We start from the raw sequence: 26,265 nt of genomic DNA on the forward strand, positions 1-26,265 counted from the left end.
GTCAGATCATCTCGCGCAAGTTGGACAGGCTGTCGGGCGCGATGAACGACCCGTTCGGATGGATCCACTCGCGCCAGAGGACGTTGTTTGACCGGTCCCAGTTCCACTTCTCGCATGAGTGAATTTGTGTCACAGGGACGTTGATCTTGGCCACGATCTCGCCTTCAGTTTGAAAGGCGGAGTACCGGCGATAGGAGTTGAGGTCGCGCACCTCCTCGGCCACGCTCTCTACCTCGACGGCCGGTCGCGGCGCCAGCACCAGCCAGCACACAAACAGGTACGCGGATGATTTGGCGCCGAACTGGCTCCCGAACCAGAGGGCCGTCTTGCGGGCGCGATGCGCGAAGTTGGTGGCCGCGGTCGACTGCCGCTCCACGGTGCCGGCTGAGAGCGAGATGAAGGGCGTGATCTCCCGGAACGGCCGGCCCGTCGCGGGATCGGGGTCGTCGAAGTGGTTGATGTGCCGGTCGAGCGCGGTGAGTGTTAACTGGCCGCGAACATCGGAGGGGGCAATCGAGCCGCTGTCGCGCCACCAATTGGAAACGAGGCCCTCACCGCTGTCGATGAGCCCCCGTGCCGTGTCATCGTCGGAAAGGCTGAGACCCTTCACGCACCACTGAACGATCAAACTTGCCACCCCTCCGACCGGCGCGAGGCCCGGGCGCTTCCCCCGCTCGCCCGCCAGGCTAGCGCGAGGGGCGGAGGAACGGGAATTAGGAACGCGAATCGTCCCCTGTGGATCAGAAGTCGAGCACCAGGAAGAACGACCACGCTCCCGCGCGAAGGCGTGGTCAGGACCCGAGGTTGAACACGTTTAACGAACCCCACGTCTGCCTAATCTACGACCGCGCCTTCACCCGGTGGCCGGAACGCGCCCCTGAAGTCCGCTGCCAGTCATACGGCGCAATCACCGACTAGGGGCTTTGACTACGACGCCCATTAGGATGGTGCGTCGTGCCCCCACCAAGGAGCTCGACATGGCGCTTTTCGACCGCCTGGCCAACATAGAGGAGCACGGACTCGGGACGCGTCGTCCGCAAGATGAGGGGCCATTGGTACCCTCCCCGAGACGCGATCCCGACCACCCCGATCAAGTTCGTGGTGCTGTCGTGAGAGTGACGGAGGCTCGTACCTCATGTCTACACCTGAAGATTAAAAGGAGCGGCGGCCAACTCTGACGGCTGTAGCCAGATCAGTCTAGGCGTCGTCTGCGTTTCCCTGTTCAAGACTCATCTTTCCGCCGACCACTGCGAGGATCGCGATGCCAGCGGCGATGCCAATGCCGATGGTCAAACGCTCCAAGAGCTTGACCTTTGCGCCCTTGGTCTCAGCTTCCTTCTGCGACTGAAGTTCAACAGTGCGCCCAATCTCTCGCGTCAATTCGAGTCGCTGTTCAAACGTAATGTCAGGGAGTTCAAGAATTCTGTCGAGCGAGCGTCGCCATTGCTCAAACGCCTCACGCAGAGCATGGTCGCCCTCGTCAAAGGACTTCATCGTCGTGGTGTAGCCCTCAGCCAGCGAGTTGATGGCGTCCGCGGCAAGCTTGCGGAACTCCGGGAGCTGCTCGATCAGCTTGATTCGTACCTCATCCGATACCTGCTGAACCTCGGGCGAACCGTCCGAAGTCCGTGAGCGCGAGGTTCTTGAGCGCGGCGAATCTCGCTGGAGAGACGCCACTCTTTGCCTGCTCTGAGCCCGATTGTTCGTCGTACGCCATGATTCCCCAAATCTTTGATGCCAGCTTAGCGGGGAGGGTCGACATAACGGGGGTCTGCCGGCTCGTTGTCTCCGATCACGAGGTCGCCTTCGACAACCTGTTCTTAGCGCGGGGGGAGGGGCACCGGCTCCTCGGTACCGAGTTCGATCCGCCGCTGAGCGTTTGGCCGTGGTTGCAAACCCCGAACCGCTGGCATCGGGTTCAAGCGTGGGCGGTGGCGGCCAGCGACTACGCGGTGCTCGTGCAGTTCGGCCGCAGCCAGGCGTTGCGGCAGGTGTAGGTGTGGCACCGAGGTGTGAGGCATCGACAGGAGCAGCGCTGAGGCGCCATGGTCGACGAGCGACCCTGCTTTCCGTCGGTCGCGTCGAGGCGGTCACCGAGGCGGCAGCATCTGGAGGTGTCGTTTTGGGATGTGGAGCAGTGCGGTGTTGCCGGGTGCGCCGAGCTTTTTGAGGATCACGAACCGCATCTCGAATCGCTCCCCGGTGCTTGCGGTGATCGTCTCGGTCGTGTCCAGGTGCAGGTGGTGGTGGCCGGAGATGACGAGCTTCGGCTCCACCTGCGGAACGCCACGATGGAACATCGCCTGCCCACGTTGGGCGTATTGCAGGGCTGCTGGGTCCCATCGATGTTCGGTTGCGGCGAGTGCTGCGGTCAGGGCGGCAGGGTAGGGCGGCAGGGTAGGGCGCGTCGTGGCCGAGGAACACGTCGACCGGTTCCGTGCCGAGCGCTTCGAGGTCCTGCTCCGTGACCTGTTCCGCCAGCCACCAGTTGGGGAGGCTGTCGTCGAAGAGCTGCTGCCCGCGGTGCGCGACGTCGATGCTGTTCGCGCCGCCGAGGGCGGCAACGACGGAGCTGTCAGCGGTGGTGGTGCGCCAGTCGCGGGGGAGGAACCCTATCCGCGCTTCGAACCAGCGGACACCGGCCGCGTCGGCATCGAGGCGGTTGATCGGGTCGCTGAGCGTTGTCGGTGTTGGTCATGCTGATACCTCCTTGTTGTTGTCGGTACCGGTATGCGCGGAAGCAGCGCGACAAAGCGGCACCGCGGGTGACGACGGGAGAACTCCGCTCGGGGAAGCCGACGCGCACCGGTCGGCCACGTGCTCACCTGCCCAGGCCCAGTAGCCCTGCTCGCGGGCCGCTCGTTCGGGAAGACGCGGTCTTGAGACAAGGCTCGCGAGCGCAGGCGGTAGGAACCATGACGGCACGCTACGAGCAGCGGGTGCCGCCGAAGGCGCACGAACGCAGTGCGAGTCCAGGAACAGGAAAACCGGTGGTCAGGTTCTACGATGCGGCGTTGCGCCGAGCAGATCACGACCAGCAGCTGATCAACGCGAAAGAATATTGATCGGCGAGGCGCAACTTTCGCCGGAGAGCGATTGCGGGAGGTTGGCAGCGGGCAAAGCGCTTCCGTCTGGTTACCGGAATACCGGTGTACCGTTTCTCCGGGGGCAACACGCACACTGTTACGAAGGAGCCTTCATGGCACAGAAAGTCACCACCGTTCTCGTCGACGACCTCGACAACGAAACCATCGCCGCAGGCGAAGGCCGCACCGTCTCGTTCGGATACGACGGCGCGAACTATGAAATCGATTTGAGTAACGCCCACGCGGACGAGTTGCGCGAAGCGCTATCGGACTACATCGCCGCCGCGCGCAAGGTCGGCTCCGGAAACCGCACGTTCCGCACGTCAAAGCCCACGGCGAGCAAGAGCAGCAGCGACAAGAGCGACCTCGGCGCCATCCGCGAATGGGCAAGCACGAACGGCTACAAGGTCTCCGAGCGCGGCCGCATCTCCGGCGAAGTCCGCGACGCATACGACGCCGCGCACTGACACGACGGACACGAACCTCGAGACCAACCCTAGGTGCGACTCATCCTCGCTGGTCAGACGAAGGGCCTGCTGAGCATGCGCTCGGCAGGCTCTTCTGTCTTGCCCCTCCACGACACCGGGAGCCTTACCCGAACGTGCCGGGTTGGGCCGTTTCGAGCGGCATCAGACAAATCAGCGAGCAGCCGAGCGTCGAGTTCGTCCCGGTCGTGGACCTCCTACTGACCCATGCCGCTCATCTCGCAGCCAACGGTTCGACCGATGAGCGTTCGCGCTCACGAGCAGCAGCCGCGCGCCGTGGTGATACCAGCGGCAGCCGACGATGATGCGGAGAGCACTGAACGCGTCAACCTCGCACCATGGCGGGAGACCTACGGTCACTTCGTACACGACCCAGATGCCAACCCTTGGTTCGACGACGAGCGGCGTATCGAGACGTGACGTTCGAACCTCGAGCAGGCCACATTGCTTACTGCGGTCGCGGTGGACCAGTCGGGCGTCGTCGGGTTCGCCGCCGTTCAAACCATTGCGGAGCTCCACGCTGTCCGCCCCGAAGAGCTCACCATGCTCTACGTCCTCGCGCGTGCGCACGGAGGCGGAGCTGGTCAGGCGCTTCTAAACGCCACGCTCGGTGGACGACCGGCATCGCTCTGGGTCGCCGCCAACAACCCACGCGCTCGTGCGTTCTACCGACGGAACGTCTTCACACCTGATGGCGCCCGTCCAGCTTCGACCCCCTCGAACAACCGTGCGACTCGTCTGCTGATCGAGCGGTCATGGCGCACCGCGGGTTCACCGCGTCGGGCCTAAGCCTCACCCCGTCTGACTCGCGCGCGAGTCGACGACTGGTCGGCGCGTCGGTGGCACCCCATAACCTGAGCACATGACAAGTTCTGCGCCAACCGCAACCCCCACGGCCAGCGGTTTCTGGTCCTACGTCCACGCCGACGACGAGGCGTCTCACGGCCGGATTGCGCAACTTGCGCGTGACATCGTGACAGAATATGAGGCGCAAACGACTGAGAAAATCCAACTGTTCTTGGACCGCGACGACCTGAAATGGGGCGATGCGTGGCGCAGCGTTATTGACGAGGCCCTCGCATCCGTGGCCTTCTTCGTTCCTGTCGTCACTCCGCGGTTCTTCACGAGTGTGGAGTGCCGCCGGGAACTTAAGCAGTTTGCCGCTCGCGCCGAGGCTCTCGGCGTGAAGCAACTCATCATGCCAATCCTTTGGATCGATGTTCCAAACCTCCACGACCCGGCGAAGCGTGACGACGTGATGGACATGGTCGTCGACTTCCAATGGGAGCCCCTGACGAACCTCCGCCATGCGACCCGAGACTCGCCTGAGTACACAAAGGCCGTTGAGAAGCTGGCAGGCCAAATCGTGTCCGTTAACGCTGCTGTGGACAAGCTGGACCTCGCCGACCTCGCGACCTCGGCCGAGGAGGACGAGGACGAGGCTCCTGACGACATGGAGCGGCTCGCCGAGATGGAAGAGGCGATGCCAAACTGGATCGACGCGATGTCCTACCTGACGGAGGACGTCAAGGCGTTCGGCGCGGTAGCGGAGGCGGGCGCGGCGGACCTCAACTCGGGGTCACCCCAGACGAAGAGCTTCGCTGGTCGGCTGACGATGGTGCGGCAAATGGCGCAGCAGCTACAAGTACCAGCAGACGCGGCGGAAGCCCACGGTGGCGACTTCGCCGCGAGGCTCGCATCAGTTGATCGAGGGGTGCAGATTCTGATCGCCCGAGCAGATGAAGCGGCCGACGGAGACGCCGAGGCACGGGAGGGTCTTGCAAGTTTCTTCGCCAGCCTGAAGGGTCTCGACCGCGAGGCCCAGGAGGCGGTAATTGGCGTGTCCGGCTTACTCGAATCGGTGCGGCCGATCACCAAGACGTCGCGTGACATGAAGAAGCCCGTGCAGGCTCTGCAGAATGGCCTGGTGCACGTGCAAGAAGGAGTCGCAGTCATTCACGGATGGATCGAGCAGATCGACCGACTCGCTTGGGATCTGCCAGACCCTGAGTGACGCCGATGGGGAGGATGCTCAAAGCATCCTCCCCATTTCTTGACCCGATCTCTTCAAGTTGTCTAGCCGACTATCGGCGGGTCGGCTGGCGGCGGCGAGTCCGGACCTTTCGATCCCCAGCCCGACTGCGCGACGACGGCCTGCAGGTCGATCTGCAGCTTGCCGAGCAGCGACACCGCCTCATCCGTCTCCGTCGTGTCCGGCGTTGGTTCCCGCCTCCCGCAAAGCATCGATGGCTGTGGAAGGCCGACCTGTTCCCTGGTAATTCGGATTCGGAACGCTGGGTTGGAACGACAGTAAAGATGAACCCTTCCGACCTCAAGGGGGCACTAGGCCTCCGCGTCGGGCTGGTGCCTGCGTCGCAGGGGAGGTCGGACATGCTTCGTCGGGACGAAATGCGAAACCTCATGATCTGCCCTGTTCCTTACGACGGCGCCTTCGTCGAGACCTTCTACATGGCCTGGGAGGTCGTAGCCGCCTTCATCGCTGCTAACGCCGAAATGCCGAAGGAGGTCGCGCTGCCGCGGCCAGCGGCCCGACAGGTTGCTCGATACCTCGTGGATCGGAGGGAACACCCGTTCTGGATGTCATCGAAGCACTTGAGTCACTGAGCAAGCGTGAGCTGATCAAGTCAGAGGTGTCAGCAGCAAACGTTGTGCAGTCTGGGGGCAGGGCGACCGCGGCGACCGTGGGCTATGTCCTCGCACCGAGCCCGACAGGCCTGACCGCGGTGTAAACACCACGAGAGCACCTTTGCGTCCGTCGGCGGGGGGGGGGATCCCTTCCTGGGCACAGCACCGCATCTCGTCTGCGATCCTCCGACGCTTCGTTCGTGCCTGCTGCGCTTCCACTCGTGGGCCTCAGCGCTACGACTCGTGTTGGGCCGGCCGGGGATCCCTTCCTCCGCGCCGGGAGTCTGTGGCGATAGATCGTTGATCTCGTGGTCTGGGAGCGCATTCCCTTCCAGCGGCCCGCTCCTCAGACTGCATTGGACTGCTCTGGTCGGCGCAACGCCAAGCCGCCGAGCGTGGTCCATGAATCCCGCCTACACCTAGGAGGCGGCCCAGTACGCTCTTGTTGCGGCGGGTGTGCTTAGTTCGATCGGACCACTTTGCTGATCGCTTCCGCCACGGCGGCCGAAGCCTCGTGCTCCCAGAAGCGGAGCACGGTCCAGCCCGCCGACTCGAGCGAAGCAGTCGTTTCCAGATCGCGCTCGATGTTCCGGTCGAGCTTCGGCCCCCAATAGTCGGCGTTCGCCTTCGGCCGGGTCGCGTGGATCGGGCAGCCGTGCCAGAAGCAGCCGTCGATGAAGACGGCGATGCGCTTCCGCGTGAAGACGATATCCGCACGACGGCGACTGCCGAGCGGCGCGAAGTCGACACGGTAACGGAGCCCGGCGGCGTGCAGCAGTCGGCGAACTGCGAGCTCAGGTGCAGTGTCACGCCCGCGGTTCCTTTGCATGGAGTGGCGCGAGCCTTTACTGGTGGCCCATGACATGCCAATAGGCTATGACGGAGCGAAACGTCGGTAGTTGCCGATATTGTCGACTTCAAGCTCTGGGGTGAGATCAGGAAGGTACCGATGACGACAGCGGCATGGGTGCCGGACGGTTCGCTCGTCGCCGAGATCGACGACCAGTTCGCGAGCGCGATCGCCGCGTACGCCGCGAAGCCGACGCTGATCACGGAGCATGCCAACCACGAGGAGTCGATCCGCACCGGCGGATACGCGAACCGCACGCTTCTCGAGCTCGTCCAGAACGCGGCGGATGCGATGGCCGGCACGACCGGGGATTCCGCGCTTGGACGGGTCGAGATCGTGCTCGATCCTGCGTCGAAGGTGCTGTATTGCGCCAACTCGGGCCGGCCGTTCTCGAAGACCGGGCTCGTCGCAATCACGCACGCTCATCTCAGCGGGAAGCGCGGCGACGAGATCGGACGGTTCGGCCTCGGGTTCAAGTCGGTGCTGGCCGTCAGCGACTCTCCGCAGGTCTTGAGCCGCTCGGTCTCGCTCGAGTTCAACTCGTCCAAGGCGCAGGCGGCGATCAAGGGGATCGGCTCCGCCGATCGGCGTCTCCCTGTTCTTCGCACGGCGACCCTGCTGGACGCGGAGGAGCTATTCGGCGTCGACCCCATCGCGCGCGACCTCGCGTCCTGGGCGACCACGATCATCCGGCTGCCGGGCGTTGAGAACATCGACCGACTCCGCCGCGAGATGGAGACGTTCTCCTCCGAGTTCCTACTTTTCGTCAGCGCCGTGCGCGAAGTCCGGCTCTCGGTGCTCGGCGACAAAGGCTTCGCCACCAGCCACGTGTCCAGGGACGTCGGGGGCGGTCGATTCAAGATCGAGCGCCCGGACGCGACGGGCGACGAATGGCTCGTGAGCGACCGCATGCACGCCCCGAGCGCAGCGGCTCGGCGAGAGGTGGGTGAGGCCGTTTCGCGCGACGAGATCAAGGTCAGCATCGCGATGCCTGTCAGGCCTCGGCGCGCCAATCCGGAGACCGGCGACGCCGGTACTCAGATCGGTCAGTTTTGGAGCTATTTCCCGCTGCAGGACCGGACATCGGCCACGGCGTTCTTCAACGCCCCGTGGAGCGTGAACGATGACCGCACCACCCTGCTGCGTAACGGCTACAACCGCGAGATTCTTACGACGCTCGCCGAGATGTTCGTCGAACTTCTTCCGCAAGTCAGCACGACGGAGGACCCGGCTGCCCAGCTCGACTACCTTCCGGCGCGCGGTCGTGAGGCCATCTACTTTGGCGACGAGGTGCTCTGTGCGCTCGTGCCACCGCTGGCCGTCGCGGACTCGTTGATCCCGGACGGGACCGGCGTGCTCCGCGCTCCCGAGGAGCTGAAGCCGCTGGATCTGACCTGCGAGTGGAAGATTCCGGAGATCGCCCACGAGGCATGGACCGCGTCGCCGAACACCGGCAAGGACGTCCCGCACTGGCGGTGCTACAGCTCCACTCAACGCGTTGCACGTCTTCGTCAGCTCTTCGCGGTGAGCGTCGATCCCGATAGGTTCGACGAGGACGGGCGCGACATGAAGCGCGCACTGGAGGTCGTGCCGAAGCGTGGCATCCAGTCCTGGCTCCGCGAGTGGGCCGAGGGCAAGGACGTCGAGTCCGCGGCGAACGCCCTGAAGGTCGTCATCGGGAATCGCGGTGCCGAGGAGGCCGAGAGGGCGCGGGTCATCCCCACGACCGACCGGCTGCGCTCGCTCGCGGATCGCTCGCTGGTGTTCCTGTCGAAGGCGGACGACCTCGACATCGAGGGCGCGGTCTTCGTCCTGCCGGAGTTCCTGGCGTACCCGGGCATGGAGAAGGCGCTCCGCGACGCGGGCTTTCGCGATTTGGACCCGGTCGCGATCCTCACGGCCCGACTAGCCAAACTGACGACTGCAGCCAGTCCCGAGGAGCAGGAGAAGTTCTGGGACGCGGCCCTCGGCGTCAGCACCAGGGACGCCCTCTCCGCGGTTCGCGCTCATCAGAACGCGCAGGTGCGCGTGCCGACACGTGACGGCGGCTGGCACTGGCCTCAGCAGGTCCTCGATATCGACGGCGACCTGCCCGCGGCCGACGCAGGTCTGCTGCTCGACCGTCAGCGGTGCGTCCCGGCGCTCGCTCACGACTTGGGCGTCGTCAACGCGCCCGTTAGCGAGTACTCGTTCGAGGATGAGGCCGCGGCGGACGAGTATCAGGACTGGGTGATTGCGGACCTCAACAGCCGACTGACGCCGGGCGACCGCCCGATCGAGCGGATCACCCTCTATCCGAGCCAGGGTCACTCCGCCGGACCGTTTTCGGCCTTGCTCCTGCTGCAGCAGGCCGGGGCGCCGGATCAGCTGCGCGAGTCGTGGACCCGGGGGCTCCTCGAGTTCGGCGATGCGCCGTGGGACTGCGAGGACAAGGCAGCCGGCGTTTCGTACCGCGTGAAGTCGCCGGTCCGCTGGGCTGCGGAACGAGCAGGTCTGCTCCGCACGACGCGCGGGTTCAGGCCGATCAACGACGCGGTCGCGCCGTCCCTGGTGGAGTATCGCGATCTGCTCCCGCTCTACGAAGGGCCGCGGGCCGTCGTCGAGGCGCTCCGTCTGCCGCAGGAGCTGGCGCTGATCCCGGCGGTCGTCCTGCGGGATGCGCTCGCCGTCGATCTGCTCCCGCCGCAGTTCCACGACGAGCTGCTCGTCCGGTTCATCCTGGAGACCGTGCCGCTCGCTTACCCGGAGAGTCGGCCTCCTTGTGTACCGGCGCGGGTCGGACGAGTGCTCGAATCCCGACCGACCGGCACCGTGTACGTGGCGACCGATGACGAGCAGCGCGACTATCTGGCGCAGCACCAGCGGCCGCATCTGAAGGCGTCGGAGTCCCAGGCGGAACGGCTTGTCGCAGAGGTCGGGTGCAAGCGCTTCGAAGACAGCTTCGCGTTCTCCATCCGGATCGACGGGCAGCAGGACGCCGAGCGCCTGCTCGATGTGTTCACCGGACTCCGCGGCTGGCCCAGCAGGGACGACCTGGGCAGTGCGGCGTTGTCGAGGGCCGAGTCGGTCGCGAAGTGGGTCACAACGGAGGACGGGGTCGAGCCCCAGTCGCTCGACTCGTATCGAGACGGAGTGAACCTCGTGGTCGTGACGGCGCTTGACGAGAAGGCGACGCTGCGGGCGGCGAATGAGGCATTCGATCTCGGCCTCAACAACGCCGACGTCGAGCGCGTGCTCAAGGTCGGACTCGAACATCACCTCGAGCTGATCCGACAGGACGCGTTGGCCGCATCGACCGATACCGCTCGTCTCGAGGTCTATTTCGGCGAGGACGACTTGCGAGAGAAGCTCCCGAAGGGTCTCTGGCAGGGGCTCGAGGCCCAGGGTCTCGTCTCGAAGACGACCTCGGTGGCTGAGCTGTGCCTCTCCGTGTACGGCAAGGATACGGTCCGCGAGCTCGCCGATCTGTTCCGTCGGGAGGGCTTCCCGGACGTCCCGCACCAGTGGGCTGGCGGAGCCGCGACGATCACCTGGCTCAGGAAGATGGGTTTCGGCTCGGAGTTCGCTGGGCAGCGCACGCAGCGTCAAGACGCGGAGTTCGTCGTTCCTGGGGCGACGATTCTGCCCGCGCTCCACGACTACCAGGCACGCATCAGCACGGAGCTCCGGTCGACGCTGCTCGAAGTGGGAGAGGGAAGCCGCAGGGCCAAGGCGATGGTCGAGCTGCCCACCGGCGCCGGAAAGACTCGTGTCGCGACGCAGACCATCCTCCAGCTGTTCATCGATGGGACTCTCCGCGGACCCGTAATCTGGATCGCGCAGTCGCAGGAACTGTGCGAGCAGGCGGTGCAGACTTTCAGCGAGGTTTGGCGCGGACTCTGTACCGCGCAACGGGTCGATCTGCCGCTGACCGTCGGTAGACTCTGGGAGAGCAACGATGTCCAGGAGCCGGACACCGACCTCAGCGTCGTGGTCGCGACGGACGCGAAACTCGAAGTGATTCGTGGGAGCGCCGAATACGAGTGGCTGAGCAGGGCCGCGGCGGTGTTCATCGACGAAGGGCACGTCGCGGGCACCTCGACCAGGTACACGCGCATCCTCTCGTGGCTGGGCGTCGACGGCCGGAGCTTCGCGCGACCGCTGATCGGCCTGTCGGCAACCCCGTTCAAGGGGACATCGGCTCAAGCCACGGATCAGCTCGCCGCTCGATTCGGACGGAGGAAGCTCGCCGCCTTCGAGGACAACCCTTACCAGGAGCTCGTCGCGCTCGGGGTGCTCGCGCGAGTGAAGCACGACGTTCTGCAAGGCGCGAAGGTGCGGCTGTCGAACGACGAAGCCCTCGAGGCGATGAGGACCAACCGTGTCAGCGTTCAGGTGCTCGATCGCGTCGCCGCCGATCACGCGCGAATGGGCGTCCTCGTCGAGAGCATCAAGAACCTGGAAGCCGAGCGCGGTCGATCCGTTCTCGTGTTCACGCCGAACGTCCTGTCCGCCCAGGTGCTCGCCGCCACACTGCGATACCGCGGCATCGAAGCAGCGTCCGTGAGTGGGCAGACCGGCCGACAGGAACGGCGCGACGTGATCAAGCGATTCAAGGACGGTGAGATCCAGGTGCTCGCCAACTGTGACCTCCTTACGCAAGGCTTCGACGCGCCCGGCGTGACAGCGCTGTACATCGCGCGCCCGACGTTCAGCCCGAACGCCTACATCCAGATGGCCGGGCGCGGTCTCCGCGGGCCGAAGAACGGCGGCAAGGAGGAATGCCTGATCGTCGACATGGCCGACAACTTCGGCAGCGATGACATCAACCGCCTGCTCGGGTTCCGCGAGTACGAAGAGTTGTGGCAGGAGCAGCAGTCGTGATACTGAGCCCCGACCTGCGGGACATCGAGCGCACCGCGCAGAGCGACGCCGAGCGCAAGCTTGCCCGGCTACTCCAGGCCGTGGAGAGTGCTGAGGCGGTCGCGTTCTATTCGGTCAAGCTGCGGACGGCTCCGGGTAAACAGATGGCCGAGGCCGACTTTGTCATCCTCTGGAAAGGGGTTGCGATCATAGCGGAGGTCAAGGGCGGCGGCGTGAAGAAGTTCGGAGGCGCCTGGTACACCATCGACAGAAACGGCGACAATCACAAGCTGAAGTTGTCGCCCATCGACCAGGCGCGGGATGCGATGTTCGCACTTCGCAACATCCTCAAAGAGGACGGACTCGGCTGGTTCCCCTCGGAGGCGATCGCCGTCACGCCGGACATCGACCACCCGCCGACGGATGTTGCGTGGAAGGCGACGCATTGGCTGGCGAAGGAGTCGATGACCGTCGACGCGCTCTCCTCCGCGCTCGACGCAGTGGCCCGTTCGGCGCCCGCTGCCCCCAGGGGTGCGCCCACGGCCCGTGTCGATGAGCTGCGGGAGGACCTCTTCGGCGAGTTCTCGCGAGTCCCCGTCATAGATGCCCAACGCGGAGCCGTGATCGACGAGCAGAACATCGCGACCGCCGATCAGGCGCGGGTGCTCGCCGGCCTGGCAAAGAACCAGCGCATCCTCGTGCTCGGCGGCGCGGGGACCGGGAAGTCGGTGGTCCTCGCCGAGGCTGCGAAGCAGGAGGCAGCGGCGGGACGGTCTGTACTCGTGACGTTCAGGTCGCCGGGGCTTCGTACGTTCTTCGAGCCCCGGCTCGCGGGTCGGGCGATCGAGGTATGCGAGTTCGACGCGATCGATCTCAATTCCCGGTTCGATGTGCTGCTGGTCGACGAGGCCCAGGATCTGATGTATGTCGACGCGATGGATGTGCTCGACGGGGTTCTCGCAGGCGGCCGGGAGCGGGGCCGCTGGAGGATGTTCCTGGACCAGAACAATCAGGCTCACGTCGACGGCCGCTTCGATGAGGACGTGTTCGAGATTGTCCGCACCGAAGGCATCGAGTACGAGCTGAGCAAGAACGTCCGCAACACCCGGGCGATCGTCCACATGGTCCAGGAGTACCTGGGGGCCGATGTCGGCGACCCGGGGATCGTCAACGGCGAGCGCATCCAGTGGGAGACCGTGCCGGAGGGCGAGTCACGTGCGCAGGCGGTCCGGATCGCGAAGTCATTCAAGAGGGACGGCGTCAAGGCGGCGGACATCTGGTTGCTTCCGGCCTCCGCTGCCGAGTCGCTGGATGAAGTCGTCGACGGAATCCGAGTCCTCAGCCCGAGGGTCGCGAAGGGACTCGAGGCGGAGCATGTCATCGTCTGCGAGCTTCCGACGGAATACTCGGATGCTGCGCTCGCGGCACTGTATGTCGCGGTGACGCGTGCTCGCGTGACCCTTCGCGTCGTCTGCACCGATGCTGATCGTCGACGGCTGCAGATGGTGTTGCACAGGGCGGGGGCGAAGGCATGACGCTCACAGCGGCTCAAGCACGCGCCCTTGAGCATATGCGAGCGGCCTACGTCGGACCCGAGCAGGGCGAGGACGAGGTGCTCATCGAGAATCGCCCGTCGCTGCAATACGCGGTCGGCATGCTCTTCCCCGCGGATGACGAGGTCGTGGCTCAGCACAGGGTCGCCGCATGCGAGAGCGATCCGCAGCAGCTCGTCATGGCTGACGTCGAAGAAGGTGATGTCGAGGAGGACGACGCGACGAGTCCGCTCGCCGAGGACTGGCGACCGTCATCTGCCGCCATCTCCTTCGTCACCGACTCCGAATCCGTGCTCTGCGACTTTTCCGCCGGCACCTATGCGCTGATCGAGGATGACGGGCCGCAACGATGGCAGCGCGCCGGTCACGAGTTCCGCAACATCGAGCTTGTGCGAGACAAGGCGCAGCTGCAGCAACTGTCCGCCAGCGATGTCCCGTTCGAGATCGGCACCCGCTGGCGGCACTACGGTGCCTCGAACTGGCTCGTCACCCTCCACGTCCGACTTCGCACGAAGACGACGGGCGAGGACCGGAGCGATATTCCGCTCATGCTCTTCCAGGTCGATCTGTCCGCCCGCCCGGCTGATGGTGCTCGAATCCTCGAGTACGACGTGTCACGAGCGATAGACGTCGACCCGGAGGCCGCCGAACTGCGTCTGCGGTACCGGAGCCGCAAGGTCTTCGCCGTCGGGCACGGCATGGCCGCCGACTGGGAGACCGACGAGACTGGTGAATGCATCGAGATCAGACTCGACCCGGTGCCGCACTTCGTCGTACCGGCGATCGAGCAGACCGGCGGCGACAAGCTCGCCGGTCGCGCCCGACCTGCGCTCGATCTCGCGTTCCTCGCGGCGCTCGACTCGGAGCCGGCGCCGGTGCTGGAAGCGTTGGGGTCGTTCGTGGAATCCTTCTCCGCGTGGGTCGCGGATCAGCGCGCGCAGGCATCGGATCTCGGTGCGGACGCCGAGTCGATCGCCGAACGCGCGGGAATCACGGCCACCCGAATGCGGCAAGGGATCGATGTGCTCGCGGACCCGAAGTCGGCCGCGCTCCGAACCGCCTTCGCACTCGCCATGTCGGCGATGCGCCTGCAGATGCGTCAAGCAGCCCTCGGTCGCGGCGAGAAGGACCCGGCGCCTTCGTGGCGTCCGTTCCAGCTCGGCTTCCTCCTGGTGTCGCTCGCCTCGACCGTCGACGACACCCACCCTGACCGATCGCTGGTCGATCTGATCTGGTTCCCGACCGGCGGCGGCAAGACCGAGGCGTATCTGGCGCTCGCCGCCATCGTGATCTTCCTGCGTCGGCTCGAGCACGGCCCGGCCGGTGGTGGGACGGCGGTGATCACCCGATACACCCTGCGCCTGCTCACTTCCCAGCAGTTCCAGCGGGCCGCGTCCCTGATCTGCGCGATGGAGCTGCTCCGCGCGACGGATCCAAGGGTGAAGGGGATGTCGAGGTTCTCGATCGGACTCTGGGTCGGCAACAAGGCGACGCCGGGGACCCGTGCCGACGCGAAATATGCTCTCGACCGGCTTTACAAGGCTCAACACCCGCAGGACGCGAACGAGTTCCAGATCACGGAGTGCCCCTGGTGTCTGACCGAACTCGTCCCAATCAAGAAGGACGACGCGCGCCGGCTGTATGGAGCGCGCCAGGTCGGCAACGACGTCGCCTTCCGGTGCGTGGACCCGGCCTGCGAGTTCGCTCACCGAGATCTCCCGATGCACGTCGTCGACGAGATGCTCTACGAAGAGCCACCGACCTTCCTGCTGGCCACGGTCGACAAGTTCGCCCGGCTTCAGTTCAAGGACTCCGCCGGGCGGCTCCTCGGCATCGGCACACCGTTTCGGCAGCCGTCGCTCATCATTCAGGACGAGCTGCACCTGCTGTCCGGTCCGCTCGGCACAACCGTCGCCGTCTTCGACGCGGTCATCCAACTCCTGCTGAGCAGTGCCGACTCCACGCCGAAGATCATCGCCTCGACCGCCACAATTCGCGCCTCCGGCTCTCAAGTGAAGGGTCTGTACGGTCGGGAGGTGGCACTCTATCCGCCCGCGGGGATCGACGGCGACACCACGTTCTTCGCCAGCCCGGTGGCCAGCGGCGAGGGTCGCCTGTACGCCGGGTTGATGCCGCAGAGCGTGTCGCAGGCCACTGCCCTCGTCGCCGCGGCTTCTCCGCTCCTCGAACTGCCGCGTGTCCTCGTCGGCACGGATGGCATCCGCGATCGTATGGACCCCTACTGGACCTTTGTGCTGTACCACAACAGCCTCCGGGAGCTGGGGCGCACGGGGGCACTGCTCCTCGACGACGTCAACGGCCGACTGGGGACTCGTGCGGACCGGCTCGGGCTCGAACTGAGAACAGTGCACGCAGACCGCGTGCTCGAGCTGACGAGCCGCCGCGGGCCGGAAGAGCTGCCGAAGGACCTCCGACAGCTCCGCCTCAGCGCAGACCAATCCGACGATGCGGTCGACGCGGTGCTGTCGTCCAACATGCTGTCGGTCGGAATCGACGTTCAGCGCCTCGCCCTGATGCTGATGGTCGGACAGCCGAAGACGACGGCGGAGTACATCCAGGCGACGAGCCGAGTCGGCCGTGGATTTGTCAACGGCATTGTCGTGACTCTGTTCCGATCTAACCGCGCTCGTGACCGGTCTCACTTCGAAACCTTTCGGGGGTACCACGACGCGCTGTACCGGAGCGTCGAGCCGACGAGCGTCACGCCCTGGTCGCTCTCTTCGCGTGATCGCTCGCTGGCCGGTGCGCTCATTGCGCTGCTTCGGCACGCTGTGCCGGTGCTCTCCGGCGACGCTGACGCCGGCGCCTTTGATCTCTCCGACGCCCGCTTCCGTACCACGGTGGAGGGGCTGATCGAGCGATTCCGCGATCTGGTCGGGAAGTCCGAGGAGGACGAACAGTCCGCAGTCGACGACCAGGTCTGGCAGCTGCTCCGGAATTGGGACCGGAAGGCGGGGGAGGCTCGCGACGCCGGCGAACGACTCCGATACGAGCATCGCCAGGCTGGGGGCCGGGCGCTGGTGAAGCGCTTTGGGCAGGCAGGCGATGAATGGCTGGTCGCCGACTCGATGCGCTCCGTCGAGCCGAATGTTGCGGTCGAGGTGCAGGAGCCCGAGCGGGAGGTGCGACGTGCAGAAGATCCGGCATGATCTCCGCCTGTCGGAGACGGTGTCCCCGTTCGGCGTCGGTGCGATCGTCGACATCCAAGGGGAGTCGCTCATCGCGCCGGACGCCTCGTGGTGGAACCGTAAGGCCGCGCCGGAGATCAACTGCGACCGCCTCGTCGACCAGCTCGTGCAGCCCGGACGGCCCCGTCCGCTGCTTCGCCAAGCCCCGTCTCATGCCGAGAGAGCCGGACAAGAGACCGCGAGCCTGCCCTACTGGCGATTTCCGGCATGGCGCTTCTGCGAGCGATGCCTCAAGCTGTCCAAGCTGACCACTATCGACAAGGGGCGTTTCCGGAATCGGTGCGACTGCGGAGGCGCGCTCGTGCCGATGCGGTACGTCGCAGTCTGCAAGACGGGCAGTCACGTCCAGGACGTGCCCTGGTTCATGTGGGCTCACCGCGGGCACGACAAGGGCGTGACAGAGGAGGTCCGCGTTTGTCGTGCGTACAAGGAGCTCCGATTCGTGCGTTCGAACACGAGCGGCGAGGGGCTGGCCTCTCTTCGAGTCGCCTGCGATGGGTGCAAGCGTTCGCGACCGCTGTCCGAACTCGTGGGCGAGGGGGCGCTTCACCGCGACGGCATCCGATGCGAGGGGCGTCAGCCGTGGGAGCCGGAGGATTCGGTGGTCGAACCGTGCGATGCAGACCTCGTCGCGGTCCAGCGCGGCGCGACCGGCAACTACATCGCCGATCGCGTCTCCGCGCTCGACATCCCCGAGGAGAAGTCGGCGTCGGAGGAGCTGATCGATAAGGTCCGGGCGCACGACTACTTCCAGCGACTGATGGACGACAACGGCGGGCCGAAGTCCGAGATGATCGCGGGCTGGATCGCGGAGGAGCTTGACGTCGGCGTCGAGACGGTCTTGGCGGTGGCGTTGGGCGGCGAGCAATCCGAAGAGACCGGGATGCACGTGCTCAAGGACGGCGAATGGGCCGCCTTCGTGAAGAAGATCGTCGCCGGCAAAGATCGGGAACTCAGCCACTTCGTCGTCGACGGGTGGTCCGGTGGGTCGATCACGTCCGCACCGTTCGAGCTTCGAGGTGTGATCTCCGGGATCGGACAGGTGCATCGGGTCCGCGAGGTGCGCGCACTGAAGGGGTTCCGCAGGCACAGCCCAACGGCGGCTTTCGTCAGCGCAGACCTGGGGCAGGACCCGAAGCAGCGCCCCGTGTATCCGTCGCTGGAGCTGTTCGGCGAGGGGATCTTCCTGCGGTTCGACGAGGACGCGCTGCGGGCATGGGAGTCCCTCCCGGATGTGCAGGCTCGCGCACACATCCTCATGGATCGGCGTGAGCGGCTGGAATGGGCCCGCTCGCGTCTCGACGTCCCGGAACCACGCTTCATCGCGCTGCACACCATCGCCCATCTGCTGATCCGTCGCCTCGCGTTCGCGAGCGGCTATTCGTCGGCGGCGCTGCAGGAGCGGGTTTACGCGAGCACGGAACGGTCCGACAACACGGCGGGCATCCTCATCTACACGGCGGCTGGCGACGCGCAGGGCACCCTCGGAGGTCTCGTCCGCTTGGGTACCCCGGACCTGTTGATCCCGCTACTCGTCGCGGCGCTCGACGATGCCGACGTATGCTCGAACGACCCTGTGTGCATCGAGAGTGATCGGCAGGGTTCCTCCCAGCTCAACCTCTCTGCCTGTCATGGTTGCGCGCTCGTGAGCGAAACGTCCTGCGAGACTGGCAATCGTCTGCTCGACCGCCAGCTCGTGCTCGGCGGTAGCGAGGTCACAGGACTGCTCGGGGGGGTGCTGCCCGCCGTCCGCGCGTCAATGGGAGCGGACTGATGCCTGCGCTGGCGCGCCGGCCCGGGCCGGGCCAGCGAACTGCTTACAATGACATGGTGACCCGAGACATCACAGTCCTGGACCTATTCGCCGGGGCCGGGGGCCTCACGGCGGGTGTTCATGCTGCGTCAGATCGGTTCACAACGGTCGGCGCCGTCGAGTGGGATCAGGCCGCCGCCGCTTCTTATGAGGCGACTTACGGCAAGGGCGTCGTCTTCGCCGGCGATATCAAGGAGTGGCTCAAGGGCGACGTGCCGCGCGCAGATGTCATCATTGGCGGCCCGCCCTGCCAGGGTTTCTCGAGCCTAGGTAAGCAGGACGTCGAGGATGAGCGGAACTTCCTCTGGCGCGAGTACGCCCAGACGATTCGCCGAGCCATGCCGAAGTACTTCGTTGTCGAAAACGTCGCCGAGTTCAAGAAATCTCCGCAGTTTCACCTGTTCCAGGAGGCCACCGCGAAGGGCGGCATGCTGGCCGATTTTGCCTTCGAGGCCAAGGTCTACAACGCGGCCGACTTCGGTGCTGCTCAGACCCGCCGACGGACCGTCATCATCGGCTATCACCGTGACCTCGGTTTCCCGGGCGAGCTCGAGGCGACGCATTCTGCTGACCCCGAGAGCGATTTGCCTGGATGGGTCACGGTGAAGGACGTGCTCCGAGATGTGCCGCGGAAGCCCGACCGCGATCCGGTGTTCGACGCGTTCCGTACCGAGTTCAAAGGCAAGGAGTACGCCGGGGACTTTGCTGTCCGCGACCTCCACTGGAGCCGGAACTACACGCAGCTGTCGAAAGATCGGTTCGCCGTGATCCCGGCGGGCGGGAACCGCCGCGACCTCGAAGCGTACCCGCACCTCATGGCGCCCTGCTGGATTAAGCACAAGACGGGCTCCGGCGATGTAATGGGGCGGCTTCACTGGGACCGTCCGTCCGTCACCATCCGCACTGAGTTCTTCAAGCCGGAGAAGGGGCGGTACATTCACCCCGAGGAGCATCGCGCGATCACGCACTATGAGGCAGCGCTGCTTCAAGGGTTCGGTTTGCAGCACCGCTTCGTTGGCTCCCGTACCGATATCGCTCGACAGATCGGGAATGCGGTGCCGATCCCGCTCGGTACGGCGATCGGGCGACTGCTCGCCAGCGTTCTCTGACCGTACGGACAGAATGCTAGAACACCTCGAGATATCGTGAGCCTCGGACTTGCCATCGAGGCGGGTGACCCGAGGGTCCGGGCAACAGTGGCCATCGGAGCCACATCCCACTCCGGGGGGAAACGAACCGCGGGGCCCTGGCGCCGGCTACGCCGCTCGCCCGCGCCATCGCGGAGGCAGTAGCCCGCGGTCGCGAGACTTGGTCACCCTTCCCTGCGCGGTGGAGAGTGCAACGCCGTTGGACTGTACCAATGTCGCGCTCGGGTTGCGGTTACCTCCCTGGCCAGGCGGCCGTGCTGGAGGGCGGCCAACTCGTAGAAGTCGGCGGCCTTCTTCGGGTCGCCAAGTGGCTTGAGCAGGTCGCGCTCGCTGACCTTGCGGCCAGAGGCGAGGACGATCTGCCGCTGGCGATCGTCTCGGTGCGTTTCATTCCGATCAAGGCCGTGCCAGGGGATGGGCGATGCCGTCCTGCATGGCGTCGGCAAGGTCGCCCTGATGCGCGTTTCAAGGGCTGGAGCGTCAACTACTTTGAGAGAAGTCTCACTTGCGTTGAGAAGCGACAGTCGACACGGGGTGCTGTGGAGCGAGTGACGGGAATCGAACCCGCGCTACCAGCTTGGGAAGCTGGAGTTCTACCATTGAACTACACTCGCGTCGCCCGGAGGCTCGAACCAGCTTAGCGGATGCGCGCGGCACCCGCGCGCACGAGGTGGGCGGGGCCTCCCGGTCGATCGCCGCACGTCGGCACGCGGAGCGGGGCGCCCGTGCCAGCCGGGAGGCTCGGGCCGCCTCCGGCACGTCCCTCCAGGATCCCTGGGAGCGGCCGTGCTCCACGGACACGCCGAGCGTCCGTGTGTACCGTCCACGGTGCCGAGCGATTCCCTGCGCTCGGTGCCCATCGGCCCGTGAGCAGCACTCGGGAGGCGAAGCGGATGGTCAGACACCCACTCATCGACGACGTCGTCGGACCGGCGATCGTGGTCGAGTCGAGTGCCCCGGTGGTCTGGCTCACCGACGCCCTCGCGTCGTTGCTCGCCCGAGCCGCGACGAGCGAACGCCTCGTCGTGCTCCGGACCGAGGCCGACGCCGCGATCACACCCGCGCTCCGGCACGCCCTCGGTGCCCACGGTGCGGCATGGGCCGTCACGGACCGCGACGGCTCCCTGCGCGACGGCCGCACCGGGGTCCGTGCGACCTCCATCGACGACTTCGTGCTCCGCGGCCCGGAACTGTCCGGGACACCGTCGCCCGAGCACCCGGTCGCCCCGCACGCCGTCCCGCAGGTGAGCATCGACCTGACGCTCCGACACCACCCCGACCGCGAGATCAACGTCGGCGGTGCGCTCGAGGCGCTCTGCGACGCGGCGGACAGCTGCCCGGAGCGATGGGGAACCGCCGAGCCGCTCACCGTGCCGTGGGACCGCTGGGTCGTCACCCAGTACGCCAAGCACCGCGCCCCGGACGTCAGCACCTCGTACGCGATCGGGGACGGCATGGCGGCCACCATGACCGCGCACATGACGAACGGCTTCGTGGTCGAGACGCTCTCGGCCATGGTCACCGAGCCGGACGGCGGAGTGGACGCCGTGCTCGACGCCGTTCGCGAGGTCGCGAACGACGTCGTCCCGGTGTTCGGCGTCGTCATGCGGCGCCACGGCGATGCTGACCATATGGTCCGCGCGGTGTCGTACGGCGAACCCGAGCCCGCCGCGGTCGTCGTCGGCCCCGAGGCGACGGCGTTCCTCGACCGCAGCGGCCACTGGCCGCCTGCCGACACCCGCATCGAGACCTTCGGGTCGGACGACCACGAGGGTCTCCTCGTCCGGTTCGACTCCGGCTGGGATGCGCTCGAGGCGTTCCTCGACCGCATGGACGAGGACCGCTTCCTGACGCTCGTCGGCGGCGGTCCGCTCGAGCCCGCGCAGGCCGAGGGCGCCCTCGACGAGCACGATGCACGGACGCTCGGGGGCGCCGGTGCCCCGTGACGTCACCCTGCTCTCCCGCAAGCCCGTCGACCTGCGGGAGGTGGCGGAAGCGATCGTCGCGCACGCTGACGGTTGGGGCGTGCGCGCTCTCGACGACGGCTCCGTGCTCCAGGTCTGCCGTGACGCCGATCACCCCGTGATCAGCGTCCTCGGTGTGCACCGGGTCGACGCCGCGAGCGAGGTGGAGCGCATCCTGCCCGACGCGCCCCCGCTGCCCGTACCGCTGTGGTGGGTCGACGCCGTTGCGCCCTACGGGCCGGACGGGGAGGCCGGGGTCGCCGCCGCCGAGGAGGCCGCCCGAGCGCTCGACGCGGTCTGCATCGTCCACGGGAGCTGACGCCCCCCCGGCCGCTGGTTCCCCCGCTCGGCGCAGCGGAAGGCGGCCGGGGGTGCTACCGCTGGTCCCCAGCGCCAGGAGCCCGACGGCCGTTCATCGCCGCGAGCCGCTCGTTGTACGCGTTGAGTTCGGCGTCGCCGTCACGGTCCGCCTGCCGGTCGAGGCGCTTGGCGGTGCGCTCGTCCGACTGGATCCAGCCCCGGACGACGAGCAGTGCGACGAGCACCATCGGGATCTCCGAGGCGCCCCAGGCGATCCCCCCGCCGGTGTGCTGGTCGGCGAGGAGCGCGGCGTCGTTCGTCTGCCCGAGCGCGTGGTACCAGTCGAGCGCGTACACGTCCGAGCTCGTCATGACCGCGACCCCGAAGAAGGCGTGGAAGGCGAGCGTGGCCAGCAGCGCGATGATCAGGATGGGGTACGGCGGACGCTTCGGCCCCGGGTCGACCCCGATGAAGACCCAGAAGAACAGGTACCCGCTCAGGATGAAGTGCACGACCATCACGACGTGCCACTCGTGGGACTGCATGGCGTACTGGAACGCGGGCGTGAAGTAGAAGACGATGAGCGAGCCCGCGAAGAGGGTCCCCGCCACGGCGGGCTGCCCGAGGAAGTGCATGTAGCGGGAGTGCACGAACAGCATGAGCCACTCGCGCGAGCCCCGGCTGCCGTCGTTCCGCACGGGCAGGGTCCGCAGCGCCAGGAGCACGGGGCCGCCGAGCACGAGCGGGAGCGGCACGAACATCATGAGACCCATGTGCTGGATCATGTGGCTCGAGAAGTGGATCATCCCGTAGACCGCGGGCCCACCGCTCGTGAACCAGATGAACAGGACACATCCGAGCAGCCACGCCACCGTCCGGTGGACGGGCCACTTGTCGCCGCGACGTCGGAGCTTGCGGACCGCGAGCAGGTACCAGACGCCCATCGTCACCGCGACGGCGAGCCACGCCCAGTCGATCTGCCACTGGGTCAGGAACGTGTGCAGGGTCTGTGCGGGCGGGTACGGGAACCCGATCAGGCCGCTGCGGGCGTCGTCGCCCACGACCGGCGTCTGCGGCACCGGCGGCTGGCTCCGCGACAGACCGACCGAGACGCCCATGGCGATCGCCATGAACACGATCTCGGCCAGGGCGAACCGCACGAACAGGCGGCGGTCGGACGGGTCCCGCAGGAGGCCCGGCACCAGTCGGCGACGCTGCACCACGCCCGCGATCCCGAGCAGGACGAGGATCGTCGCCTTGATCGTGATGAGCCAGCCGTAGGGCGTCGTCACCAGGTCGCCCGGGCCGGTGATCCGGAGCGACGCGTTGATGATCCCCGAGAACGCGACGGCACCGAAGCACCAGCCCGCGAGCGTCGAGTAGCGGGCGACGACGCGGCCCGTCGCGCCCTTCGTGCCCGTGCGCAGGAGCACCACCGCGACCAGACCGCCGACCCAGACACACACGCCGACCAGGTGGATCGCGAGCGAGTTGACCGCGTTCGCGTGCTGCAACGACCCCGCCGAGTGCCCGGAGAGCGCGAGCGGCAGCAAGGCGAACAGCGCGAAGCACGTGGCGACGGCGAGCGTCGTGACGCGGGTGGCGAACGCGGCGATCGCCGTGGCGATGAGGACTGCCGCCGCCGAGACCACGAGGGACTCGCCGATCTCGACCTGGAACGCGAACACCAGGAAGTTCCGCGCGTACACGGGGCTCGTCAACGGCACGCTGAGGGTGGTCGCGGCCGTGAGGAGCACCCCGACGACCGCGGCGAGGAACCAGACGGACCCGGACACGGCGGCCCACCGTGCGGCGCGGTGCTGGATCCGCGACATCTGCTTCGGGTCCTTGCGCTGGGCCGGCAGCGCGAACGCGGCGACGATGAGCAGCCCGACGGTGAGTGCGGCCATGCCGTCGTGCACGGCGCGGGCGATCGGCAGGCTGACGGCGACGAAGTTCCCGGCGTCGACCAGTGACCGGTCGCCCGTCAGCGCCCCCGTGAACGCCATCGACCCGACCGCACAGGCCACCGCGAGCGGCACTGCGATGGCGAGGACCGTCGCGACGGTGGACGCGCGGGCCGGGGCGGGCTCGGTGTCCGGTGCTGGGCCTCCCGGCAGTGCGCCGTCGGTGTCGGAACCGGCGCTGCGCGAGGGGTCGACGCGGTCGTCGGCAGCGGTGGGGGCACCCTCGGTGGGGGAGGAGGTGACGGTCATGCCTGGTCTCGACGGCCTGTTCTCATCAGCGGATGCGCAGCGGGGCCGGGAGGGCCGGGGTGCGCGGACGGTCAATCGTACGTCCGCCTCCCGACACGCCCGCTGAGTCTCCACAGGCCGGGCGCTGCGGCCCCACTCAGTGCACGACGGTCGCGGGCGGAGGCGGCTGGCACCGTCCGGACCGCGCGCAATACGATCGACCCGTGCTGCTCTCCGACCGCGACATCACCGCTCAGCTCGACGCCGGACGGATCGGCCTCGACCCGTACGACCCGTCGCTCGTGCAGCCCTCGAGCATCGACGTCCGGCTCGACAAGTTCTTCCGGCTGTTCGACAACCACAAGTACCCGCACATCGACCCATCGGTCGACCAGCCGGACCTGACGCGGCTCGTCGAGACCACCGGGGACGACCCCTTCGTCCTGCACCCGGGCGAGTTCGTGCTCGGGTCGACGTTCGAGGTCGTGACGCTGCCCGACGACATCGCGGCGCGACTCGAGGGGAAGAGCTCGCTCGGACGCCTCGGGCTGCTGACGCACTCGACCGCGGGGTTCATCGATCCCGGGTTCTCCGGGCACGTCACGCTCGAGCTGAGCAACGTCGCGACGCTGCCGATCATGCTGTGGCCGGGGATGAAGATCGGGCAGCTCTGCTTCTTCCAGCTCTCCAGCCCGGCGGAGAAGCCCTACGGCTCGGCCGAGTACCAGTCGCGGTACCAGGGGCAGCGGGGTCCGACGGCGTCCCGCTCGGCGCTCAACTTCCACCGGACGGACGTGTCGGGGGAGCGGTAGCGCGCCGGGTCCTCGCCCCCCCGCCGCTCCCGCAGACGCGCGGGTCGTGCCCACCGCCGGGAGGCCCATCCCGGCCCGGAACGACGAGGACCCCGCCCGCGACTGGGTCGCGGACGGGGTCCTGTGTGCGTCGGTGACGCGGCGGGTCAGCCCTGCTTGGCGAGCTGCTCGAGCGTCGGGTTGTTCTTGTACGCCTGGACCGCGTTCTCCTTGGTCACGAGGACCGGGGTGAGCTCGATCGCGGGCACCGTCTTGACGCCGTTGTTGTTGTTGGCCTTGTCGAGGACCGTCTTGGGCTTCTTGCCCTGGCTGAGGGTCTTGACCAGGTCGACGGCCGTGTTGGCCTCGAGCGTCGTGTCCTTGTAGATCGTCGAGTACTGCGTGCCGTTCATGATGAGCGGGATCGACGCGGTCTCCGAGTCCTGGCCCGTGACGATCGGGTTCGGCATACCGGCGGCCTTGGTGGCCGTCAGGATCGCGCGGCCCAGGGTGTCGTTCGGCGACAGGACGCCGTCGAGCTTGGTGCCGCCCGAGTAGTAGTGCGTGATCAGGTTCGTCATGCGCGACTGGGCGTTCTGGGCGAGCCAGCCGTCCGTCTCGACGTTCTGGAACTTGGTCTGACCCGAGACGACCTTGAGCGTGCCGTCCTTGATCTTCGGGGTGAGGACGCTCATCGCACCGTTGTAGAACACCGTCGCGTTGGCGTCGGTGGACGCACCGGCGAAGATCTCGACGTTGTACGGGCCGTTGCCCTTGCTCTTCTTCAGGCCGTCGAGCAGGGCGTGCGCCTGCAGCTGACCGACCTTGTAGTTGTTGAACGCGACGTAGTAGTCGACGTTCTTCGTGTTGAGCAGGTTGCGGTCCCACGCGATGACGGTCGCGCCGGAGGTCTTGGCGGCCTTGACCTGCGAGCCGAGCTGCGAGCCGTCCTGCGCGCCGATGATGATCGCCTTGTCGCCCTTGGTGACCATGCCGGAGACCTGGCTCTGCTGGTCGGACACGGTGTTCGTGGCGGCGGCGTACTGGATGTCGGCCTTGAAGCCGGCGGCCACGATCGCCTTCTTGAAGGCGGCGCCCGCGAGCACCCAGTTCTGCGACGTCTTGGCGGGGAGCGCGACGCCGATGGTGTCGCCCTTCTTGATGTCCGAACCGCTCGCGCTCGAGCCACCGCGGGCCGAGCAACCGGTGAGGGCGAGACCGGCGACGAGCACGACGCTCGCACCGACCATGAACTTCTTGCGCATGTGATTGCTTTCTCTTCGTTGAGGTAGGGGAGGGACGGTGCCGACCCTCCCGGGTCGTGTCGACGGCGGAGGCCGTCGTCGGGTGCCGGCGGCGGTGGTGACCGCCGCCGGCGGGTTC

The 26,265-nt window shown here is 66.7% G+C and carries 19 protein-coding genes and 1 tRNA gene; 13 read left to right on the forward strand and 7 right to left on the reverse strand.

The genetic code is table 11. The features are described from left to right. Window position 1: 1 nt before the first annotated feature. The 3 genes from DEI92_RS02590 to DEI92_RS02605 all read right to left on the reverse strand — a co-directional run bounded on the left by DEI92_RS02590 (window position 2) and on the right by DEI92_RS02605 (window position 2,276). A complete protein-coding gene (locus tag DEI92_RS02590) occupies window positions 2–610 on the reverse strand; it encodes a hypothetical protein (protein ID WP_146249081.1) in 609 nt (202 codons plus the stop codon). Between the two features lie 587 nt (window positions 611–1,197). Beyond that, window positions 1,198–1,677, reverse strand: a complete 480-nt coding sequence (locus DEI92_RS02595) for a hypothetical protein (protein ID WP_111012222.1) — start codon at window positions 1,675–1,677, stop codon at window positions 1,198–1,200. Between the two features lie 413 nt (window positions 1,678–2,090). Next, window positions 2,091–2,276 (reverse strand): hypothetical protein, encoded by a 186-nt coding sequence (locus tag DEI92_RS02605; protein ID WP_146249082.1) that lies wholly within the window; start codon window positions 2,274–2,276, stop codon window positions 2,091–2,093. Between the two features lie 133 nt (window positions 2,277–2,409). Between DEI92_RS02605 and DEI92_RS16275 the strand changes: the two genes are divergently transcribed. The 5 genes from DEI92_RS16275 (at window position 2,410) to DEI92_RS02620 (ending at window position 5,585) form a co-directional block, all read left to right on the forward strand. After that, the gene (locus tag DEI92_RS16275; RefSeq protein WP_146249083.1) at window positions 2,410–2,703 is read left to right on the forward strand and encodes a hypothetical protein; all 294 of its coding nucleotides are present in this window, start codon (window positions 2,410–2,412) and stop codon (window positions 2,701–2,703) included. A gap of 212 nt (window positions 2,704–2,915) precedes the next feature. Further along, window positions 2,916–3,065, forward strand: coding sequence for a hypothetical protein (locus DEI92_RS16425; protein WP_181434599.1), 150 nt, complete (start codon window positions 2,916–2,918; stop codon window positions 3,063–3,065). A gap of 134 nt (window positions 3,066–3,199) precedes the next feature. Then, window positions 3,200–3,553, forward strand: coding sequence for an Lsr2 family protein (locus DEI92_RS02610; RefSeq protein ID WP_111012225.1), 354 nt, complete (start codon window positions 3,200–3,202; stop codon window positions 3,551–3,553). A gap of 480 nt (window positions 3,554–4,033) precedes the next feature. Next, window positions 4,034–4,360 carry an N-acetyltransferase gene (locus DEI92_RS02615; protein ID WP_258369928.1) on the forward strand — a complete coding sequence of 109 codons (327 nt, stop codon included), beginning with the start codon at window positions 4,034–4,036 and terminating at the stop codon, window positions 4,358–4,360. 73 nt (window positions 4,361–4,433) lie between these two features. Next, window positions 4,434–5,585: a TIR domain-containing protein gene (locus DEI92_RS02620; RefSeq protein ID WP_111012227.1), complete on the forward strand. Its 1,152-nt coding sequence runs from the start codon at window positions 4,434–4,436 to the stop codon at window positions 5,583–5,585. A gap of 1,092 nt (window positions 5,586–6,677) precedes the next feature. Here DEI92_RS02620 and DEI92_RS02630 read toward each other — a convergent pair. Then, entirely contained in the window at window positions 6,678–7,082 is a 405-nt protein-coding gene (locus tag DEI92_RS02630) for a very short patch repair endonuclease (RefSeq protein WP_111012229.1), read from the reverse strand. An 84-nt stretch (window positions 7,083–7,166) separates the two neighbouring features. Between DEI92_RS02630 and DEI92_RS02635 the strand changes: the two genes are divergently transcribed. The 5 genes from DEI92_RS02635 to DEI92_RS02655 are packed head-to-tail and all read left to right on the forward strand — an operon-like array spanning window position 7,167 to window position 19,593. Beyond that, window positions 7,167–11,930 carry a sacsin N-terminal ATP-binding-like domain-containing protein gene (locus DEI92_RS02635; RefSeq protein WP_111012230.1) on the forward strand — a complete coding sequence of 1,588 codons (4,764 nt, stop codon included), beginning with the start codon at window positions 7,167–7,169 and terminating at the stop codon, window positions 11,928–11,930. After that, window positions 11,927–13,444 carry an NERD domain-containing protein gene (locus DEI92_RS02640; RefSeq protein ID WP_111012231.1) on the forward strand — a complete coding sequence of 506 codons (1,518 nt, stop codon included), beginning with the start codon at window positions 11,927–11,929 and terminating at the stop codon, window positions 13,442–13,444. Before DEI92_RS02635 ends, DEI92_RS02640 begins: the two co-directional genes overlap by 4 nt. Continuing rightward, window positions 13,441–16,632 carry a helicase-related protein gene (locus tag DEI92_RS02645; protein WP_111012232.1) on the forward strand — a complete coding sequence of 1,064 codons (3,192 nt, stop codon included), beginning with the start codon at window positions 13,441–13,443 and terminating at the stop codon, window positions 16,630–16,632. Before DEI92_RS02640 ends, DEI92_RS02645 begins: the two co-directional genes overlap by 4 nt. Further along, complete coding sequence (gene drmB / locus DEI92_RS02650) at window positions 16,613–18,445, forward strand: DUF1998 domain-containing protein (protein ID WP_111012410.1); 1,833 nt, start codon at window positions 16,613–16,615, stop codon at window positions 18,443–18,445. Before DEI92_RS02645 ends, drmB begins: the two co-directional genes overlap by 20 nt. A gap of 53 nt (window positions 18,446–18,498) precedes the next feature. Then, entirely contained in the window at window positions 18,499–19,593 is a 1,095-nt protein-coding gene (locus DEI92_RS02655) for a DNA cytosine methyltransferase (protein ID WP_111012233.1), read from the forward strand. Between the two features lie 579 nt (window positions 19,594–20,172). Here the strand turns inward: DEI92_RS02655 and DEI92_RS02660 are convergent. Next, a tRNA-Gly gene (locus DEI92_RS02660) sits at window positions 20,173–20,246 on the reverse strand. Between the two features lie 279 nt (window positions 20,247–20,525). Here DEI92_RS02660 and DEI92_RS02665 point away from each other — a divergent pair. Together DEI92_RS02665 and DEI92_RS02670 are read left to right on the forward strand one after the other, a co-directional pair. Beyond that, window positions 20,526–21,578, forward strand: a complete 1,053-nt coding sequence (locus tag DEI92_RS02665; RefSeq protein WP_111012234.1) for a DUF6177 family protein — start codon at window positions 20,526–20,528, stop codon at window positions 21,576–21,578. Next, complete coding sequence (locus DEI92_RS02670) at window positions 21,568–21,915, forward strand: hypothetical protein (protein ID WP_146242778.1); 348 nt, start codon at window positions 21,568–21,570, stop codon at window positions 21,913–21,915. Before DEI92_RS02665 ends, DEI92_RS02670 begins: the two co-directional genes overlap by 11 nt. Window positions 21,916–21,970: 55 nt before the next feature. Here DEI92_RS02670 and DEI92_RS02675 read toward each other — a convergent pair whose 3' ends face one another. After that, window positions 21,971–24,112: a cytochrome c oxidase assembly protein gene (locus tag DEI92_RS02675; RefSeq protein ID WP_111012236.1), complete on the reverse strand. Its 2,142-nt coding sequence runs from the start codon at window positions 24,110–24,112 to the stop codon at window positions 21,971–21,973. Window positions 24,113–24,315: 203 nt separating this feature from the next. Between DEI92_RS02675 and dcd the strand changes: the two genes are divergently transcribed. Next, window positions 24,316–24,903, forward strand: a complete 588-nt coding sequence (dcd, locus tag DEI92_RS02680) for a dCTP deaminase (protein ID WP_111009702.1) — start codon at window positions 24,316–24,318, stop codon at window positions 24,901–24,903. Window positions 24,904–25,049: 146 nt separating this feature from the next. Here the strand turns inward: dcd and DEI92_RS02685 are convergent, their stop codons facing one another. Next, a complete protein-coding gene (locus DEI92_RS02685) occupies window positions 25,050–26,147 on the reverse strand; it encodes a sugar-binding protein (protein ID WP_111012237.1) in 1,098 nt (365 codons plus the stop codon). Window positions 26,148–26,265 lie beyond the last annotated feature (118 nt).

Source organism: Curtobacterium sp. MCBD17_034 (assembly GCF_003234515.1).
Taxonomy (GTDB): Bacteria; Actinomycetota; Actinomycetes; order Actinomycetales; family Microbacteriaceae; genus Curtobacterium.

Bases quoted from the DNA above. Each gene is read 5' to 3' on its own strand.
- DEI92_RS02685 (WP_111012237.1), bottom strand. From the start codon at position 26,147: ATGCGCAAGAAGTTCATGGTCGGTGCGAGCGTCGTGCTCGTCGCCGGT.
- DEI92_RS02630 (WP_111012229.1), bottom strand. From the start codon at position 7,082: ATGTCATGGGCCACCAGTAAAGGCTCGCGCCACTCCATGCAAAGGAAC.
- DEI92_RS02665 (WP_111012234.1), top strand. From the start codon at position 20,526: ATGGTCAGACACCCACTCATCGACGACGTCGTCGGACCGGCGATCGTG.
- DEI92_RS02610 (WP_111012225.1), top strand. From the start codon at position 3,200: ATGGCACAGAAAGTCACCACCGTTCTCGTCGACGACCTCGACAACGAA.
- DEI92_RS02620 (WP_111012227.1), top strand. From the start codon at position 4,434: ATGACAAGTTCTGCGCCAACCGCAACCCCCACGGCCAGCGGTTTCTGG.
- DEI92_RS02645 (WP_111012232.1), top strand. From the start codon at position 13,441: ATGACGCTCACAGCGGCTCAAGCACGCGCCCTTGAGCATATGCGAGCG.
- DEI92_RS02675 (WP_111012236.1), bottom strand. From the start codon at position 24,112: ATGACCGTCACCTCCTCCCCCACCGAGGGTGCCCCCACCGCTGCCGAC.
- DEI92_RS02655 (WP_111012233.1), top strand. From the start codon at position 18,499: ATGGTGACCCGAGACATCACAGTCCTGGACCTATTCGCCGGGGCCGGG.
- DEI92_RS16425 (WP_181434599.1), top strand. From the start codon at position 2,916: ATGACGGCACGCTACGAGCAGCGGGTGCCGCCGAAGGCGCACGAACGC.
- DEI92_RS02635 (WP_111012230.1), top strand. From the start codon at position 7,167: ATGACGACAGCGGCATGGGTGCCGGACGGTTCGCTCGTCGCCGAGATC.